General features: G+C 36.7%; 21 protein-coding genes and 1 other annotated feature. Of the genes, 2 read left to right on the top strand and 19 right to left on the bottom strand.

All coding sequences use genetic code 11. The features are described 5' to 3' along the window. Positions 1-2: 2 nt before the first annotated feature. Entirely contained in the window at positions 3-353 is a 351-nt protein-coding gene (locus LDX54_RS06185) for a helix-turn-helix domain-containing protein (protein ID WP_046325103.1), read from the bottom strand. 78 nt (positions 354-431) lie between these two features. Next, on the bottom strand, positions 432-1202 hold the full coding sequence (locus LDX54_RS06190) for an RNA methyltransferase (protein ID WP_265666586.1): 771 nt from the start codon (positions 1200-1202) through the stop codon (positions 432-434). Positions 1203-1293: 91 nt separating this feature from the next. On the opposite strand from LDX54_RS06190, the gene LDX54_RS06195 reads away from it, so the two are divergent. Then, on the top strand, positions 1294-1626 hold the full coding sequence (locus tag LDX54_RS06195) for an acylphosphatase (RefSeq protein WP_046325105.1): 333 nt from the start codon (positions 1294-1296) through the stop codon (positions 1624-1626). A gap of 34 nt (positions 1627-1660) precedes the next feature. Continuing rightward, positions 1661-2626, top strand: coding sequence for a membrane protein insertase YidC (gene yidC, locus LDX54_RS06200; RefSeq protein ID WP_122037759.1), 966 nt, complete (start codon positions 1661-1663; stop codon positions 2624-2626). Positions 2627-2718: 92 nt separating this feature from the next. On the opposite strand, the gene LDX54_RS06205 is transcribed toward yidC, so the two are convergent. From LDX54_RS06205 to thrS, 17 genes are all read right to left on the bottom strand, one after another. Continuing rightward, a complete protein-coding gene (locus LDX54_RS06205; protein ID WP_265666584.1) occupies positions 2719-4275 on the bottom strand; it encodes a HAMP domain-containing histidine kinase in 1557 nt (518 codons plus the stop codon). Next, positions 4262-4975 carry a response regulator transcription factor gene (locus tag LDX54_RS06210; protein ID WP_046325108.1) on the bottom strand — a complete coding sequence of 238 codons (714 nt, stop codon included), beginning with the start codon at positions 4973-4975 and terminating at the stop codon, positions 4262-4264. Before LDX54_RS06210 ends, LDX54_RS06205 begins: the two co-directional genes overlap by 14 nt. Before the next feature lie 136 nt (positions 4976-5111). After that, complete coding sequence (locus LDX54_RS06215) at positions 5112-5684, bottom strand: DUF177 domain-containing protein (RefSeq protein WP_265666583.1); 573 nt, start codon at positions 5682-5684, stop codon at positions 5112-5114. Then, on the bottom strand, positions 5685-6839 hold the full coding sequence (locus LDX54_RS06220; protein ID WP_110446273.1) for a nucleotidyltransferase: 1155 nt from the start codon (positions 6837-6839) through the stop codon (positions 5685-5687). Between the two features lie 6 nt (positions 6840-6845). Further along, complete coding sequence (gene rsfS / locus LDX54_RS06225) at positions 6846-7193, bottom strand: ribosome silencing factor (protein WP_046325111.1); 348 nt, start codon at positions 7191-7193, stop codon at positions 6846-6848. A gap of 8 nt (positions 7194-7201) precedes the next feature. Then, positions 7202-7798, bottom strand: coding sequence for a bis(5'-nucleosyl)-tetraphosphatase (symmetrical) YqeK (gene yqeK, locus LDX54_RS06230; protein ID WP_046325112.1), 597 nt, complete (start codon positions 7796-7798; stop codon positions 7202-7204). Next, a complete protein-coding gene (locus tag LDX54_RS06235) occupies positions 7791-8432 on the bottom strand; it encodes a nicotinate-nucleotide adenylyltransferase (protein ID WP_122026234.1) in 642 nt (213 codons plus the stop codon). The genes yqeK and LDX54_RS06235 overlap by 8 nt, the downstream gene beginning before the upstream one ends. Positions 8433-8440: 8 nt before the next feature. Next, positions 8441-9556 (bottom strand): ribosome biogenesis GTPase YqeH, encoded by a 1116-nt coding sequence (gene yqeH, locus LDX54_RS06240; protein ID WP_046325114.1) that lies wholly within the window; start codon positions 9554-9556, stop codon positions 8441-8443. Then, positions 9549-10073: a YqeG family HAD IIIA-type phosphatase gene (locus tag LDX54_RS06245; RefSeq protein ID WP_046325115.1), complete on the bottom strand. Its 525-nt coding sequence runs from the start codon at positions 10071-10073 to the stop codon at positions 9549-9551. The genes yqeH and LDX54_RS06245 overlap by 8 nt, the downstream gene beginning before the upstream one ends. Positions 10074-10180: 107 nt before the next feature. After that, the gene (gene rplT, locus LDX54_RS06250) at positions 10181-10537 is read right to left on the bottom strand and encodes a 50S ribosomal protein L20 (RefSeq protein ID WP_034980161.1); all 357 of its coding nucleotides are present in this window, start codon (positions 10535-10537) and stop codon (positions 10181-10183) included. A 36-nt stretch (positions 10538-10573) separates the two neighbouring features. Next, on the bottom strand, positions 10574-10774 hold the full coding sequence (gene rpmI, locus LDX54_RS06255; protein WP_034980158.1) for a 50S ribosomal protein L35: 201 nt from the start codon (positions 10772-10774) through the stop codon (positions 10574-10576). Positions 10775-10795: 21 nt separating this feature from the next. Continuing rightward, positions 10796-11323, bottom strand: a complete 528-nt coding sequence (infC, locus tag LDX54_RS06260) for a translation initiation factor IF-3 (RefSeq protein WP_265667649.1) — start codon at positions 11321-11323, stop codon at positions 10796-10798. A gap of 22 nt (positions 11324-11345) precedes the next feature. Beyond that, positions 11346-11457 (bottom strand) — a sequence feature (ribosomal protein L20 leader region). A gap of 73 nt (positions 11458-11530) precedes the next feature. Then, positions 11531-12184 (bottom strand): amino acid ABC transporter permease, encoded by a 654-nt coding sequence (locus LDX54_RS06265; RefSeq protein ID WP_265666581.1) that lies wholly within the window; start codon positions 12182-12184, stop codon positions 11531-11533. 14 nt (positions 12185-12198) lie between these two features. Further along, the gene (locus tag LDX54_RS06270; protein WP_187157452.1) at positions 12199-12837 is read right to left on the bottom strand and encodes an amino acid ABC transporter permease; all 639 of its coding nucleotides are present in this window, start codon (positions 12835-12837) and stop codon (positions 12199-12201) included. Next, positions 12834-13652, bottom strand: coding sequence for a transporter substrate-binding domain-containing protein (locus tag LDX54_RS06275; protein WP_265666580.1), 819 nt, complete (start codon positions 13650-13652; stop codon positions 12834-12836). The genes LDX54_RS06270 and LDX54_RS06275 overlap by 4 nt, the downstream gene beginning before the upstream one ends. 16 nt (positions 13653-13668) lie before the next feature. Next, complete coding sequence (locus LDX54_RS06280) at positions 13669-14406, bottom strand: amino acid ABC transporter ATP-binding protein (RefSeq protein WP_046325120.1); 738 nt, start codon at positions 14404-14406, stop codon at positions 13669-13671. 197 nt (positions 14407-14603) lie between these two features. Beyond that, entirely contained in the window at positions 14604-16538 is a 1935-nt protein-coding gene (gene thrS / locus LDX54_RS06285) for a threonine--tRNA ligase (RefSeq protein ID WP_265666579.1), read from the bottom strand. Positions 16539-16780 lie beyond the last annotated feature (242 nt).

Consider the following 16780-nt stretch of genomic DNA (forward strand, 5'->3'; position numbering starts at 1 on the left):
AATTAAACCCATTTATCAGCCCAACCATGAATCTGATCGAAAACGGGTTTTAACTCTGCCCCTTTTTTGGTTAGACTATAAGAGATAATCTTTGTTTTGCTATCAACGGAGCGATTAACAATATTTTCCTTTTCCAGCTCCTTCAGTCTTTCAACCAAAACACGATCAGAACAAGGCAATACACATTGAGCCAAGTCTTTAAAGCGCATATAATCACCAGCACATAAAGAACTAATGATTAGTCCATTCCACTTTTTGCCAATAATTTTGAATGCGTTAATAAAATGTTCGCAGTATTCGTAATTAGGAGCACCACAATCCGCACAGCGTTTGTCCTTAATACCTTGAGTCATGATATCGTCCTCCCACAAGAAAGCTTAACTTTGTCTTTTATTATATTAAATATACTTACTAAAAACAAGTGTTAGCAGTTAAGCAAAATAATAGATTATAATACCCGCAGCTACGGCTGCATTTAAAGATTCAGCTTTGCCCTTAATAGGAATATATAACTTTTCATCACTCATTTCTGCTATTTCTGAAGTAACACCATGAGCTTCGTTGCCAATAACCAAACCTAATTGGGGCACCTTATTAAACTGAGGCAATTGCTTAGCATTTTTATCCAGCATACTAGAATATACAGGTATCGAGTTATCTTGCATTTCTTTAATAACCTCTGTTAGATCCTGCATAATTAATTTAACATGAAACTGGCTGCCTTGCATTGCCCTTTGAGTTTTAGGATTATAGATATCAACACTTGCAGGAGAAAAAACAACACCATCAAAGCCAGCAGCATCTGCCGTCCTGATAATGGTACCTACATTACCAGGATCAGCCAAATGGTCTAAAAGAACCCACTTGCCAAAATTAACCTGATAGTCTCGAGGTTGGGTAATTTTTAAGACCATAAAAATATCCTGCGAATTTTTGGTACTAGAAAGGTGATGAGCAATAGCCGAATTTATGATAAAAGTTTTCTTACTGGTTATTACTTCAGGAAAATTTTCTTTAATTTTAGTGATTGCCGCAGCACTTCCTAGCAGATAAAGGTATTTTTCTCCTGCTTTGAGTGCTTCTTCAATTAGGTGAAAACCTTCAATTAAGTATAAATTGTTTTTCTGGCGATACTTTTTTTGTTTTAATTTAGATAAATCTTTTATTAAATTATTGTTTACCGAACTTATTTGTTCTAGCATCTGGAAATCTTCTTTCGTTTTTATCAATATATTTTTTAATTTGAAGCTGCTAAAATGTTAAAATCAAGGAAGCAGTATAGGAAGGATTATTATGGGATTTTTTAACAAACATAAAATTAAAAGAGAAAGCAATCCGACCAATGAAACAAGAGAAACCTGGCAATTAACTATCTCAGGTATCGTTCAAGGAGTTGGCTTTCGCTGGAGCGTTTTAAACCTTGCTAAAAAGATGGGATTAGATGGAAACGTGCGCAATAACAGCGATGAAACAGTCACAATTACTTTACAAGCTGAACTGGACAGAGTCAATCAGTTTTGCTCTGAATTACCCAAAAATATTTCGCAATTTGCCCGTATTTCAACTATCAAGAAAGAAAAACTGATAAAAGTGGGCAAAATAACTGGTTTTCATGTATTATATTAGTTATTGGCAAAAAAATAATAATTGGGTGAGTTGAATGAAAAAATTTCGTAAATATATCGGATTAATTGCTATTTGTTTGGCAGTCATGCTAATTGTCACTGCTTGTGCACAGAGTGGCGGAGCTAATAAGCCACCGACGGGCTTTATATATGGGTCGATTTATAAGTTTATTGGCAAGCCTATGCAAAATATCATGCTCTACTTTTCCAATATCATAGGTGGAGCAAATGGAGCTGGTTGGGCCATTATCTTAATGACCCTTGTAGTTAGAATGATTCTTTTGCCTCTAATGCTTAATCAACAAAAGAAATCAACTACACAACAAGAGAAAATGTCTCGTTTACAACCGCAGATGAAATTAATTCAGGATACTATGAAACGTAAGGATCTGAATCAGGATCAACAAATGACCTTGGCAGGTTGGCAGCGAGAACTCTACTCTAAAAACCATTTGTCTCTGACCGGAGGGATGGGCTGCTTGCCCCTAATTATTCAGTTCCCTATTATGATTGGTATTTATGATGCCGTAATGTACTCCAAGAGCTTGGCTAGTTCATCATTTTTCGGTATCTCCTTAAGTAGCAGATCAATTTCAGTCACGATTTTTGCTACAATTTTTGCTTTTGCACAAGGATATCTTTCATTGGTGGGAATTCCCCAAGAACAAAAGAAGCAGATGCAGTCAATGATGCTCATGAACCCTATTATGACACTCTTTATCTGTCTTTCCGTTTCAGGTTCCGTTGCCCTGTATTGGGCTGCCGGCAACTTTTTCTCTATTATTCAGCAATTGCTGGTAACATATATCATCACGCCAAAAGTTAAAAAAGAAGTAGATGAAGAATTAAAGCGGGAACCTATTACTGAAGTAGTGACTAAAGAAAAAGTTAATGAATTGCTTAATTCACAAGTAAGTTCTCCAGTGCAAACTGAAGAAACCAAAGAATTGCATGAATCCTTACGTAATCGTAACAAAGGTAAGCAACAAAAACGGCCTTAACTGATAAAATAGCAAAAAAGACCTGTAGATGTCATAGCATGTTTGTAACTCGCCAAGCATACTAACTGACATACAGGCCTTTTTTATTTATTTTATTGTTTGCTTTTTTCTGCTTCTTCGCGCTTACGCAGCCTTTCAGCCTGAGATTGCGAAAGAGCCGGGAAGTCCATCATAAACTGACTACCCTGTCCCTCAACAGAATCGACGCTAATTTTACCGTGATAACTAGTAACTAATTTTTGAGCAATTGATAAACCTAAGCCATTACCGCCTTTTTCTCTGGTTCTAGCTTTATCCACTCTATAAAAGCGGTTAAAGATTTTACTTTGTTCTTTTTTGGAAATTCCTTCGCCATAGTCTTGCACTATAATATGAACTTCATCCTGTGACAAGCCAGCCGACACATTCATTTCTTTACGATCCGTAGAATATTTAACACCGTTGTCAATTAATATGACAAGGAGTTGTTCCAAGTGCCCTTGGTAAATCTGAATTTCTGTATCTTGAGGCAGATCATCCATATCTAACCTGATAGTAAAATCCTTGTGTACCAATGACATATCACCAACAACTCGTTTTAACACCTCTGAGACCTTGGTAACTGCATTAGGATATTGAACATTAATTTGCTCGGCACGAGTTAAGTCCAACATTTCCTGAATAAGATGCTGCATTCTTTTGGCTTCCTGCAGAGAAGCGTCGATAGATTCTGCTAAAATTTGGGGATCATCTTTACCCCAACGCTTGAGCATATTTAAATGTCCTTCAATAACAGCAACCGGTGTGCGTAATTCGTGAGAAACATCTCCCACAAACTCCTTTTGCTGATCAATATAGCGTTGCATACGATCAAGCATTTGGTTGAATGAAACCGCCAGTTCCTGCAATTCATCATGACGGTGAAAATCCCTGATCCTAGCAGTACTATTAGGATCATCATTTACTTCCAAAGCAACATGGGACATTTCCTTAACAGGTTTGACAATATCGCGCACTATTATGTAAGCAACTAATGTGAACAATACAACGGCTATCAATGAAATCCGTACCATCCACTTTAACAAATCCTTCATTAGGCCGTTATAGTATGACATTTTATTTTCAACGATAATATAGCCTGTGACTTTACCGGATTTAGCTGATCTCACTGTTTGGTAAGTTAGTAGCTCCTGTTTGCGTCTTCTAGTGACACGTGACATTTTATAATCATCCCGAAACTTTTTAAAAGCAGGGATTTTACCGCCATTATCAAAAACATCTTCCCCGTGTAAATTATAAACTACTACATTTAAATCAGGATTAGTCAATGATGATAGTAGGTCATCATTAAAGGCTCTATTGCCCTGTTGGTCAGATCTAATTGGCGGATTACCTCTCATTACTTCTCTAGCTGACGGTGTGAGAGCAAAAGAAACATTAGCTATCTGCAGTTCAGTTGGAATCCGTGTCAAAGTACTATTAAGTTTAGATATCATTTCATTTGAAGTCTGCTTTTGTTGCACCATGGATTGCTGGCCCACAAATGAGTATATTATTACAGAAAACACAACAAAAGAGACCATAATTGTCAAAGCCACGACAGTTACCCATCTCACGACCAGAGATGAGTGTTTGGTCTCCTTTTTCTTTTGGTTTTTATTCCTTTTCATCGTCCTCATCTCTTACCATGTATCCAGTTCCCCGAACTGTTTTGATATATGATTGCTTACCGGGAACGTCAATTTTATTGCGCAAATAACGCACATAAACTTCTACCACATTAGTTTCAATGTTTGAACCGGGACCCCAAATCTTAGCGAGCAGTTGGTCACGGCTGACAACATTATTCTTATTCTTAATCAAAGTCATTAACAAGTTATATTCACGCTTAGTCAGATCAACTGCTTTGCCATCACCACGGCGAACAATTCTATTTGCGGTCTCAATTGTAAGATCTTTAAACTTTACAACCTTTTTCTCTATTGAATCGTCCGAAGCATCTTTTTCGATTTTTACTCGGCGTAAAACTGCACGCAGACGAGCTAAAAGCTCTTCAATCGCAAATGGCTTAACAATATAATCATCAGCGCCATGATCAAGACCCGAAACGCGATCAATGACGGAATCACGGGCGGTCATCATTATGATAGGAGTACTCTTTACCTGACGCACTCTGCGAGCTATTTCCAAGCCATTCAGGTCAGGCAGCATCAAGTCTAACAAAATCGCATCAAAGTCTTCTTTTAACGCTAAGTCCAAAGCTTTGCGTCCGTTGCCTTCAACAACTGTGTCATACTTTTCGTGTTTTAGTTCCAGCTCAACGAAACGTGCCAAATTCTTTTCATCTTCAACAATTAAGATTCTTGCCATTTTTATTCATCCTTTTTAAAATTTAATTTTGATTAATTTAATTTATATTGTTATTAACAAGTAAAGCATACTTTAAAAGTGCTTTTAAAACAAGATTAAAAACCAGCATTTTGCTAATACTGATTTTTTGACTAATTTAATTATCATTATTTCCGTTATGAATCTTTTCATTATTTTCTTTAAAAAGATCTTTTAATTTAGCAAAAGCAGGATTGATTTGATCATCTTTCTTTTTATTAAAATCTTTTTCCGAAATGACTCTCCAACCTTTTCCTTCAGGATAAATGCCCTGTTCTTGCTCTTTGGTAGTTAAAATTGTTGTTGGGATATTTAGTAAAATGTTATCCTCAATTGCTTTTTGCAGATCAATAACTTCGTGCTCGACTTTGACAATCGGAATATCACTCTCATCAATCTCTTCTTTAGCTATCTCAACATCTGTATAATTTTCACTAAAATGAAAATCTTCTTTAAACTTAACAGGATCTAAGCTGCGACTGGATGGTACTATAAGATCTGCTTGTACCTGAAAATTGCCAGTGACAAATGGTTGATTATAAAATAAATCTCCAGTCAGTAGAACACTATCAACTCGATAGACTAAACCATGACTTCGCTTAATAAAATCATCTGCTACTTGCAAATCGCATTCAATATGAGTTACAGGTTCCTTACTATATTTGATCTGCGAATAATTCATTTTTAACATTTAGACCTCCAATGGACGACGGCCAAAGTTTTGATCCACTTGCAGCAGTTGCTCAAAGAAGCGATCAACCCGAAGTTGCAGCCTCATTGAGCCACTTTGAGTATTTTTTTGATCAACTTTAGAAATGATATCTGCAGGGGTTTCTTTTCTAATCCGTTTAAGATATTTCCTACCTACTTTACTGTATCCCAATAGCAAAAGTGATTCATGATTAAAACTGTCAATCATATCCTCTTGGGTCACATTCATCAAAGTATATAAACTTAGTCGTCGCAAGCGTGAATACGTATACCGTTTCGATTTTACTCTACGTAAAAACTCAGTAAACGTTTGTGCAGTATGTATCTCCTGCTTCATTTTATATTCCAGGCCTTCACTCATCTGATATATATTCTGCAATTCTGAAATTGAAGAGGATTCTAACCTGTATTTTAAAAATGGAAACAGCAGATTCCAATTGGGATAATTTTTTTGTTTAAAAAGTAATTTTACTTCTTTTTTAGGCATCCATTCTTCTAATGTAGAACTAACTTCATTATGCAAAATCATATTGCGAATTGCACTTGCGCTTTGAACTACCTTATTACTTTGTAAAACATCGTCATGACCTGCTCCGATGCGGTTAATTGGATGTAAAACTAGAGGAGTACCTAAATTATGGTTGGCTACTGCATAAGCTAAAGCCAAAATCGCATTAGGTTCACTAACTTCATGACCAACTTCACGTGCTACCATCTGATTATATTGAGTTGAATAAGTCTGACTGTAATCATTAAAGTCCATGTGACTTTGAGGAATTTCCGCAATTTTACTACCCAAATAAGCATAATTTTGAGTAGCATCTTCAACTCCAAAAATTAAATCAGTAACGCCCACTTTTACCAATTGGTCGATGCTGCCGAGTGCAAATAAATCTGCAGGCTCAACTGAAGTGGAAAATGGCAGTTCAAATACCAAGTCAGCGCCACTAGCAAGTGCTGTCTGGGCGCGAGTCCACTTATCCATTATTGCCATTTCGCCGCGTTGAACGTAATTTCCAGACATGACGACAATGATCGGGTCTTTGCTTCCAGCTATATAACGAGCCTGATTCATTAAGAATTCATGCCCACTGTGAAAGGGATTATATTCTGCAATGATCCCAACTACACTCATGGTTAGCTAATCTTCCTTTAATTCTAATTTTTTACCATTGACCCATAATTTTTCAACATTATAAAAATCACGAGCATCTTCAGTAAAAACATTTACGACAACATCGCCCAAGTCAAGTAAAAGCCAGTTGGATTCACTCGTACCTTCAACACGGTAATCATAATAATTATGTTTGTGAGCTTCGTCAATAATTGCATTGGCTATTGCGTGCAACTGTCTGTTTGAGCCCGCACTAGTAACTACGTAATAATCTGCTAAAATACTATGTCCTTGCATATCGTAAGCTACTGTATCTTCTCCATGACGGTCGCTAATTGCTTTTAAAGTAAAAGTCAATAATTCTTTGCTAGTCATTTTTCTCCTTATTCATTAATACCCCAAACGTTATATGCGTCTAAAGTACGGGGATAGATTTTATTCCTTTTGTCAATTAAAAATTTAAGAGTGTGTGCTAACTGGTAGCCAACTCCCTGGTTAATATTAGCATAAGTTATTTTACGCGCTTCTTCAACACCTGGAAATGATCTGCCAGGTTCAATATAATCAGCCATGAACACAATTTTATCTAAAGTTGTCATTTCAACGTCAGCAGTAGTATGTTTGCGGACTGCAGTTAGTATTTCCGGATCATTAATCTTTAAATCTCTTTGGATAAAATAGGTACCAACAATACCGTGCCAAATGCTCCGATTCCAATTTAACAGGTCCTGATCGAAGCCTTGTGTTTTAATCACTTCACGATATTCATCAACTGCAACTTGTTTAGCATAATCATGAATAAACCCGGCTAAAGCTGCCTTATCTACATCATAGTGGTTAAGCTCGGCCAATTTACGTGCAGTTTTACTGACTCCTATACAGTGTTCAAAGCGGTCAGCAGTCATATTGCTCTTTTCCTTAGCAATAATTTCAGAACTTGATAAAGAAGAATATGTTTTCTTAAATACTAAATCAGTCATGATATAAACCCTTTTTATGAATATAATTTCTAACTGTATCAGGTACCAGATATCTGATTGAACCTCCAATTGCAATCGTTTGTCTAATCAAAGTCGAACTAATATCTATAGCTGGAGAATCAACCCAAATCATCGGCAATTTTGCTTTCTGAGGATAACCAGCCCTTTGAACACCCACTAAGGTTGCTAATTGGGCCAGCTTTGTTGGTTCCTTCCATTCATTTAAATTATTGACTTGGTCACTACCCATGATCAAGTAATAATGGTTTTCAGGCTGAGTTTCACGTAAATATCTTAATGTGTCTACAGTATAAGATACTCCTCCACGATATAATTCAAACAGTTTTACCTGAAAACGGGGATTGTCTTGAGTACCTAACTCCAACATATTTGCCCTATCTTGAGCAGAAACACTGGGTTCATTTTTTAGCGGGGGCACATTAGTAGGAATAAACCAAATTTCATCTAAGTGTAATTTAGTCAATACCTGTTCAGCCACTATCAAATGGCCGATATGAATAGGATTAAAAGTTCCACCAAAAATTCCGATCTGGCGACCCTTTTTAGGTGTCAATTTTTCTTCCGCTACAGCCACAGTAGGTGTTTTTTGATAATTTTTTGCAATAGCAATCATTATATCCTCTAAATTAAAGCTCGTCTAATACCCAGTCCGATTTTACCAGGTGTATAAATTTTAACTAAACAATCTGCAGGAACTGTAATAAAACCAATTCCGCCAAAAAGCAAGTCGCTTTTACTACCAGTATGATATTCCTGACCCTTTAAAAGAGGCAGCTTATCACTTTTTGCAGGTGGACTAAGTAATTCACCAATATGCTTTTCGTAAAAGCTGTCTGCGTTTTCGGTTTTAGTTCTGTGAATATACAATCCGCGTGCTGCATAAACTGTAAAACTTGCTTTTTTTCCTTTTAAATAGTCAACTCTGCCCAGACCAGCCAAAAATAAACTGTTTCCCGGACTAAGCTGAAAAGTAACCGGCTTAAGCTGTTTTTGAGGCGATATTAACTCCAGTTCCTGGGTGTTTAAGTGCGTGGCCAACTGATTCTTAGTCAAAATACCTGGTGTATCAACTAAAAAGTGACCATTCGTTAGCGGAATTTCAATCTTATCAAGCGTGGTCCCTGGAAAACGTGAAGTAGTAATCAAATTTTGAATATCACCCATTTGCTCAATAATAGCATTAAGAAGAGTTGACTTTCCAACATTAGTCGTTCCGACAAAGTAGACATCTTGATCTCGGGAATTATGATCTAAGTAACTTATTAATTCCGGCAAGTTCTTTTTATTTTTAGCACTGACCAAAAAGATTTTTTTAGGGTATAATCCCATCCTATTAGCCTCTTGCCTCATCCAATCTTTAATTTTGCTTTGACGAGAATTCTGGGGAAAGAGATCAAATTTATTGCCCACTAAAATAAAATCATTATTACCTATAAAGCGCTTGAGAGCCGAAAGCAAAGAGTTAGTAAAATCAAACAGATCTACCACATTAACGACCAAAGCTTTTTTTTCTGCTAACGAATTCAATAACTTTAAAAAGTCATCATTGTCCGCTTTGACTGGCATAATCTCATTATAATGACGCAAACGAAAGCAACGTTGACAATAAACGTCATTATCCTCATCTTTGCTTTCTCTTGCCTGCTTTAAACGTGCAGCCGGAAGATAACCGGCTTCTTCTACATTATCAGATTGAAGAACAGCACCACAACCAATACATATAATTTGGTCATCCATTTTTGATAGTCTCCTTAAATTTAACGGGATGTGATAAGCCCAAAAGGAAAAAAATAATTTTTTCAAAAAAACGATTAATACGGGTATTCCATTTATCTGTTTCAATAAGAGGTTTTACTAACACCGATTCTACCCCAGCTAGATTTCCTGCCTGAATATCAGTAATTAACTGATCACCTACCATCATGACTTGTTCTTTTCTTAAACCCATACTTTTCCTTTTGCGGGTGATCGCAAAAGGCAGTGGCTTTTTGGATTTAGCAACAAAGTCTATATGATATGGATTCAATACTTTACCCACTCTTTCAGCATTGTTATTAGAAATCACAACAAGCTTAATTTTAGCATGCTCTAACTTCTTATTGAAACTATTCATTTTTTCTGCAGTTTCAAACTCGTTCCAAGCCAAAAGAGTATTATCTAAATCTGAAAAAACAGCTTTGATGCCCATTTTATGCAGCTCAGCAGTATTTAAATGATAAATTGTATCAATCGTATAGCGTGGTCTGAATAACATGCAAAATTCCCTTCATCATATCCATTGCACTAGTTTAATATACCAAATTATCAGCTGCAAGTGCTAAATTTTGACATAAAAAAACAGCGCCATAAGCGCTATTTTGGTTAATTTAAAGCCTTCTTAGCAGTTTCTGCTAATTTTGCAAAGGTCTTTGAATCGTTATAAGCAATATCAGCTAACATCTTACGGTTAATATCAACACCAGCTAATTTCAAGCCGTGCATTAACTTAGAATATGAAATATCATTTTGTCTTGCTGCAGCATTGATTCTGGCAATCCATAACTTTCTGAAGTCGCTCTTACGTCTTCTTCTGTCACGAAATGCATATCTGTAAGATACAAATAACTGTGTACTTGCAGCCTTAAATTGCATATGCTTTGCGCCACGGTAACCCTTGGCAAGCTTCATAATCTTTTTACGACGTTTACGTGTAACTGTTCCACCCTTAACTCTTGGCATCTAAAATTCCTCCTAAATATCGTTTGATTGATGTAATTAACGCATTTGAGAGAGCATCTGTTTGATGCGCTTCAAGTCGCTGCGTGAAACCATTGCAGCCTTTCTCAAATGACGACGTTGTTTCTTAGTCTTGCCGTGGAAACGGTGGCCGGTAAAAGCGTGATGACGCTTTAATTGACCAGAAGCAGTTCTCTTAAAACGCTTAGCAGAAGCGCGGTGGGTTTTCATTTTTGGCATTTTCTAATTCCTCCAAATTAACTAATTATTTTTGTCACTCTTCGGAGCGAGCATTAAGAACATTGAACGGCCTTCCATCTTAGGTTTGCTAACTACAGTAGCAATATCGGATGTAGCTTCAGCCATTTTTTCCAATACTTCACGACCTAGTTCCTTATGAGTGATTGCTCGACCTCTGAACCTGATCGAAACGCGTACTTTAGCACCTTCTTTAGTGATAAATTTACGCGCATGTTTTAACTTAGTGTTAAAATCGTTACCCTCAATCGTTGGACTTAAACGGATTTCTTTGACACTGACCATTTTAGACTTTTTACGGGACTCTTTAACCTTCTTTTGTTGCTGGAAACGGTACTTACCATAGTCCATGATACGAGCAACAGGTGGCTTGGCATTAGGCGAAATTAGAACTAAATCTAAATTTGCAACACTTGCTTGGCGTAAAGCCTCAGTTTTAGTAACAACACCAACTTGTTCACCATCTTCATTAATTAAACGAACTTCGCGAGCGCGAATTTGATCGTTCAATATCAAATTCCTTGGAATAATTCTTCACCTCCGTGTTAATCTGAGGACAAGAAAAAGACGGGTAAACTTTACCCGCCCTTAATCAACAGAAAATATCGATCAGCCTAGAGGTCAACTTAACTTAGGCGAGAAGCGGGAAGCTTCTTCTTGTTCTCAACTAAAATGATTATACTCGTCTTCAGTATACGTGTCAATAAGATAAATCTCAAAATAAAGTTTTTGCTTTATCTATACTAAACGCTTATTAAGTTTATTACCAACTACAGATAATGTAAAGCAGATGATAAAATATAAAAACGTTAAAGCCGCAAACATTGGCACAATATAATTAGCATTTTGACCATAGATGACTTGCGCATGTTGCATAAGTTCAGGGACAACAATAATAGTTGCTAAAGAAGTATCCTTAATTAAAGAAACAAACTGTCCAATAATAGTAGGTATCATGTGCCGATAGGCCTGTGGCAAAACCACATGCCATAATGACTGCACAAATGTCATCCCGGTTGATCTGGCTCCTTCAATTTGGCCAATTGATACTGATTGAATACCAGAGCGGACAATTTCTGCAATCATGCTGGACTCAAAGATTGTCATAGCAATAATTGCTGATAAAATTGCCCCTGGCCTGAGGCCAATATTTGGTAGGCCAAAATATGTAAAAAAGATAATTAATAATAAAGGCAGATTTCTAACTAAATCAATAATAAAACCTACAATTGCCGAAACAAATTTAATCTTAGCATAGCGAATTATTCCTAGGACTGAACCTAAAATGAAACTCAATACAATTGCAAAAACCGAAATAAATAGTGTAACAGCCAGACCTTTTAACAAAAAACCAAAGTTTAACCATGATAGAGCATCAATCCATGTTTGCATTTTAAGTCGCCTCCCTACGCCATTTTCTTTTCCAAGTGCCGCATGTAATAACTTAGTGGCATAGTAATTATCAGATATAATATGCCGATTACAAAGTAGCTGTTAAATGTATCAAAAGTTACAGATGCAATTGCATTGGCTTGATACATTAAATCAAAACCTGCAACAAAAGCCAGTATTGAAGAATCTTTAATTAAATTAACAAATTGATTACCAAGCGGTGGAATAACAATCTTAAGTGCTTGAGGTAAGATTACATAACGCATAGCCTGACTATAAGTCATACCGGTTGACCTGGCACCTTCCATTTGACCTTGAGATACCGACTGAATACCTGAACGAATAATTTCCGCAATAAAAGCTGAGGTATATAGGAACAGACCAATAGTTCCAGCGGTGAAACCGTCAATTTGAACAAAATATTTAGGTACTATTAGATAAAAGAACATTACGATAATCAATAATGGAATATTACGAAAGATTTCAACGTAAATCCTGCCAATCCTATTAGCTATTTTATTCGGAATAACTTCTAATAGAGCTAATAAAACACCAAAAATCAGACTAAATACTAATGTTAACAAGCTTGATAAAATAGTCCAGCCGAACCCTGCGAATAGTTGACTACTAAAATCATTGAAGATCCGAATCATTTAATATACATCTCCTTATAGTTAAAACCAGGAACTTGACCGAACCACTTTTTGATTAAGCGATTGTATTCTCCACTTTTCTGAATCTTGTCAATGGCTCGATTTATTGCTCTATGAAAAGGTTCTTGATTTTTATTTACTGCAATACCATAAGGTTCTTTAGTATAAGTTCCTCCAGTTACTTCAAGGCTATCAGGACTTTGTGCTGCTAGACCATATAAAATACCATTATCACTGGTCAAAGCGTCGCCTTGATGTGATTTCAAAGCTGATACTGCTTGACCATAATCTTGCATAGCGACAACTTTTGCTCTGGGGGCAACTTTCTTTACAGCCTCAACTGAGTTATCGCCAACGATCCCGATTACAGTTTTGCCATTAAGATCACTGGGCTTTTTAATATCTGATCCTTTAGGAACAAGGAACGATTTACCAGCCTGAAAATACGATTTAGTAAAACTGATTACTTGAGCTCTTTCAGGAGTTATTGTCAGAGTGGCAATTACCGCATCGACATTTCCGTTTTTCAGCAAAGGTATTCTTGATTGTGAAGTGGCAAGAGTAAAGCGAGCTTGTCCTTTAGGACCTAAAATTTCTTTGGTAATAGCTTTAGCCATATCAATATCAAAACCTTTTTCTTTATCATCTCTGATATCAATTAAACTAAATAGCTTTTTATCACCCTCAACAGCCCAAGTAATAGTATTGGATGAACGAACATTTTTTAAAGCTGATTGATCGGCAACTTTATTACCGCAACCAGATAAAAAGAACATTCCTATTAATAGTGAGATTGAGCAAATTATTTTTTTCATGATAATGCCCTCCATCTTAATGCGCTATTATTTTGCTTAAGAATTGTTGAGCACGATCTGTTTTAGGCTGCTTAAAAAAGGAAGTACTGTCATCATCTTCCACAATCTGACCCTGATCCATAAAGATAACGCGATTAGCTACTTCTTTAGCAAAGCCCATTTCGTGTGTCACAATCAAGGAAGTCATATCGCTGGCTGATGTTACCTTTTTAATTACTTGCAGCACCTCATCAATCATTTCTGGGTCAAGTGCTGATGTTGGTTCATCAAAAAGTAATAGTTTGGGATGCATTGCTAAAGACCGAGCAATAGCGACACGTTGCTTTTGTCCACCGGATATTTGCGCCGGCATATTTTGGGCCTTATCTGCCATGCCAACCATATCAAGCAGATGCATTGCTTGCTTTTTATTTTCGTCTTCCGGTAAATGACTTACAATTCTGGGCGCCAACATGACGTTTTCCAAAACATTTTTATTTTTATAGAGATTAAAATGCTGAAAAACCATTCCCACATCTTGACGCAATCTGTTTGAATCAGTCTTGGGATTGGATAAATCCTGATTGTTGACTATCAGCTTGCCACCCTGAATTGATTCCAACCGATTTATTGTTCTAATAAGCGTACTTTTACCAGAACCGGAAGGTCCAATCAAAACAACAGTTTCACCCTTATCGATTTGTAAATTGATATTATGCAACGCGTGAAATTTGCCATAAAATTTCTGCACGTCATGAAATTCTACCATTGACATAATTAATGCTCCTTTTAGCAGTTTTAATTTAACTATCCAACCTATTCCTTATCAATTGATTAATTAATCAAAAGTGCATCCCGTCAACACTACATTTTGTTACTCGACGTGCAAATTTTAGCGGTTTTATATTATGGTTTAAGTTTTCAAATTATTTCTGCCATCTATATAAATTATTTTTATTAGCTTTTACTCTTTTATTCATTGCGTGAATATGATTTAACATCTTGTTCAATTTCACGAAGAAATTCGTCAAAACTCTTTGCTACTTCTTCTTCAGTACCATAGCGGCGAACGTTAACACTGTTGTCCTTGAGTTCTTTGTCACCTAAAACAAGAGTATACGGTACTTTTTGTGTTTGTGATTCACGAATCTTGTAGCCTAATTTTTCATTACGTAAGTCGGCTTCAGCTCTAAAACCTCTCTTATTGAGCTCATCACGGACTTTCTTAGCGTAATCTGAATGAGCGTCGAGGTTAACAGGTATTACTTCAACTTGAACTGGAGCTAACCAGGTTGGGAAAGCACCCTTGTATATTTCAATCAAGTAAGCAATGAAACGCTCCATAGTTCCAACAATACCACGGTGAATCATAACTGGACGATGCTCTTCACCATCTTGACCAACATAAGTTAAGTTAAAGCGTTCAGGGAGCATGAAGTCCAGTTGGATAGTGGACATGGTCTCATCAGCGCCTAAAGCAGTCTTAGTCTGAATATCAAGTTTAGGACCGTAGAATGCAGCCTCACCTTCAGCCTCAACGTAATCAAGGCCCATATCATCCATTGCCTTTTTCAGCATTGACTGACTTCTCTCCCACATTTCATCATTGGCAAAATACTTCTTAGTATTCTTCGGATCACGATAAGAAAGTCTGAAGTAGTAATCGGTAATGTCAAAATCTTTGTATACATCCAGAATTAAAGTCAAAATCTTAGAGAATTCACTTTGAACCTGGTCTAAGGTTACAAATGTATGACCATCATTCAAAGTCATTTCTCTTACGCGTTGCAAACCTGACAAAGCACCAGATTTTTCATATCTGTGCATCATGCCTAATTCTGCAATGCGAATTGGGAGCTCGCGGTATGAACGAATATGATGCTTATAAATTTGGATGTGGGACGGACAATTCATTGGTCGCAATTCAAGCATTTCCCCGTCACCCATATCCATCGGTGGAAACATGTCATCACGATAGTGTGCCCAGTGGCCTGATGTTTTATAAGCGTCAACGTTCATAAGCACTGGGGTATAAACGTGTTGGTAACCGTCAGCGACCTCTTTATCAATGATGTAACGTTCAACTACTCGGCGAATCGTGGCACCTTTTGGCATCCAGTAAGGTAAACCAGCTCCAACTTTGGGATCTACAAAGAATAAATCAAGATCTCGGCCAATTGTTCTGTGATCGCGTTCTTTAATTTCTTCACGACGCTTAATATCGGCATCTAAGTCAGCTTTTTTAAAGAAGGCTGTACCGGAAATTCTTTGAAGCATTGGGTTAGAAGATTGGCCCTTCCAATAAGCACCAGCAACAGATAATAATTTAAACTGCTTAATCTTTCCTGTATTAGGCAGTAACGCGTCGAAGCCAAAGTCGATGAAGTCTCCCAGCTTGTATACATGAATTTGGTCATCTTTTTCTGCTTTTAGTAATTCACTCTTATACGGATCATCTTTAAAAATTTCAGATAATTCCGCTTTTGACATGGAAGAAGATGCAATTTTATTTCCAGCCTTAATAACCTTTTTAATTGCTTTCTCTAATTCCGGAAGTTCGTTAACTTTAATCTGGTTTTCCTTGTCAGTATCAACCAAAAATCCATCTTCATTCGCCGCATGCTCACCAAAATGAATCTCAGGATAAGCTTTTTTAGCAACTGCTTCAAATACAAAAGCTACTGTAGCCCGTAAAATATTTAAGCCTGCTTCATCCCTGTCTGTAATAATTGCAACTTCGGCATCTTTATTTAATTTGTAATCCAAAGAAACAACTTGACCGTTTACTTTTGCTCCAATAGCAGCCTTACCTAAGGATGTACCTATGTCATGTGCTAAAGCAGAAACTGATACTGCATCTTCATATTCCTTTTTAGAACCATCCGGCAAAGTAATTGCAAAACTCATTTTTTCCTCCAAAATCAAATAAATAAAAAAATCCCAGTGCAGTTAAGCACTGGGACGTTAATTAACGTGGTTCCACCCAAAATTTAGTCTGGACTCCAGACTATCTCGTTCAAGATTATAACGGATCCAACCCATTTTTTAATTTCAGGTACGAATGAGTGGGTTGTAACACTAATGGAAGCTTCCAGAATAATGCTTCTCTCTCTGAATCGTATTACAACATGTTCATTCATTGCAGTTAA

It is taken from the genome of Lactobacillus sp. IBH004, assembly GCF_026185255.2.
GTDB classification, from domain to species: Bacteria; Bacillota; Bacilli; order Lactobacillales; family Lactobacillaceae; genus Lactobacillus; species Lactobacillus melliventris.

Coding starts and splice junctions, on each gene's coding strand:
- rpmI (WP_034980158.1), bottom strand. CDS start 10,774: ATGCCAAAAATGAAAACCCACCGCGCTTCTGCTAAGCGTTTTAAGAGA.
- LDX54_RS06275 (WP_265666580.1), bottom strand. CDS start 13,652: ATGAAAAAAATAATTTGCTCAATCTCACTATTAATAGGAATGTTCTTT.
- yidC (WP_122037759.1), top strand. CDS start 1,661: ATGAAAAAATTTCGTAAATATATCGGATTAATTGCTATTTGTTTGGCA.
- LDX54_RS06215 (WP_265666583.1), bottom strand. CDS start 5,684: ATGTTAAAAATGAATTATTCGCAGATCAAATATAGTAAGGAACCTGTA.
- rsfS (WP_046325111.1), bottom strand. CDS start 7,193: ATGACTAGCAAAGAATTATTGACTTTTACTTTAAAAGCAATTAGCGAC.
- LDX54_RS06185 (WP_046325103.1), bottom strand. CDS start 353: ATGACTCAAGGTATTAAGGACAAACGCTGTGCGGATTGTGGTGCTCCT.
- LDX54_RS06265 (WP_265666581.1), bottom strand. CDS start 12,184: ATGCAAACATGGATTGATGCTCTATCATGGTTAAACTTTGGTTTTTTG.
- LDX54_RS06270 (WP_187157452.1), bottom strand. CDS start 12,837: ATGATTCGGATCTTCAATGATTTTAGTAGTCAACTATTCGCAGGGTTC.
- LDX54_RS06195 (WP_046325105.1), top strand. CDS start 1,294: ATGGGATTTTTTAACAAACATAAAATTAAAAGAGAAAGCAATCCGACC.
- LDX54_RS06220 (WP_110446273.1), bottom strand. CDS start 6,839: ATGAGTGTAGTTGGGATCATTGCAGAATATAATCCCTTTCACAGTGGG.
- yqeH (WP_046325114.1), bottom strand. CDS start 9,556: ATGGATGACCAAATTATATGTATTGGTTGTGGTGCTGTTCTTCAATCT.
- rplT (WP_034980161.1), bottom strand. CDS start 10,537: ATGCCAAGAGTTAAGGGTGGAACAGTTACACGTAAACGTCGTAAAAAG.
- LDX54_RS06205 (WP_265666584.1), bottom strand. CDS start 4,275: ATGAAAAGGAATAAAAACCAAAAGAAAAAGGAGACCAAACACTCATCT.
- LDX54_RS06210 (WP_046325108.1), bottom strand. CDS start 4,975: ATGGCAAGAATCTTAATTGTTGAAGATGAAAAGAATTTGGCACGTTTC.
- LDX54_RS06245 (WP_046325115.1), bottom strand. CDS start 10,073: ATGTTATTCAGACCACGCTATACGATTGATACAATTTATCATTTAAAT.
- LDX54_RS06280 (WP_046325120.1), bottom strand. CDS start 14,406: ATGTCAATGGTAGAATTTCATGACGTGCAGAAATTTTATGGCAAATTT.
- thrS (WP_265666579.1), bottom strand. CDS start 16,538: ATGAGTTTTGCAATTACTTTGCCGGATGGTTCTAAAAAGGAATATGAA.
- yqeK (WP_046325112.1), bottom strand. CDS start 7,798: ATGACTGATTTAGTATTTAAGAAAACATATTCTTCTTTATCAAGTTCT.
- LDX54_RS06190 (WP_265666586.1), bottom strand. CDS start 1,202: ATGCTAGAACAAATAAGTTCGGTAAACAATAATTTAATAAAAGATTTA.
- LDX54_RS06235 (WP_122026234.1), bottom strand. CDS start 8,432: ATGATTGCTATTGCAAAAAATTATCAAAAAACACCTACTGTGGCTGTA.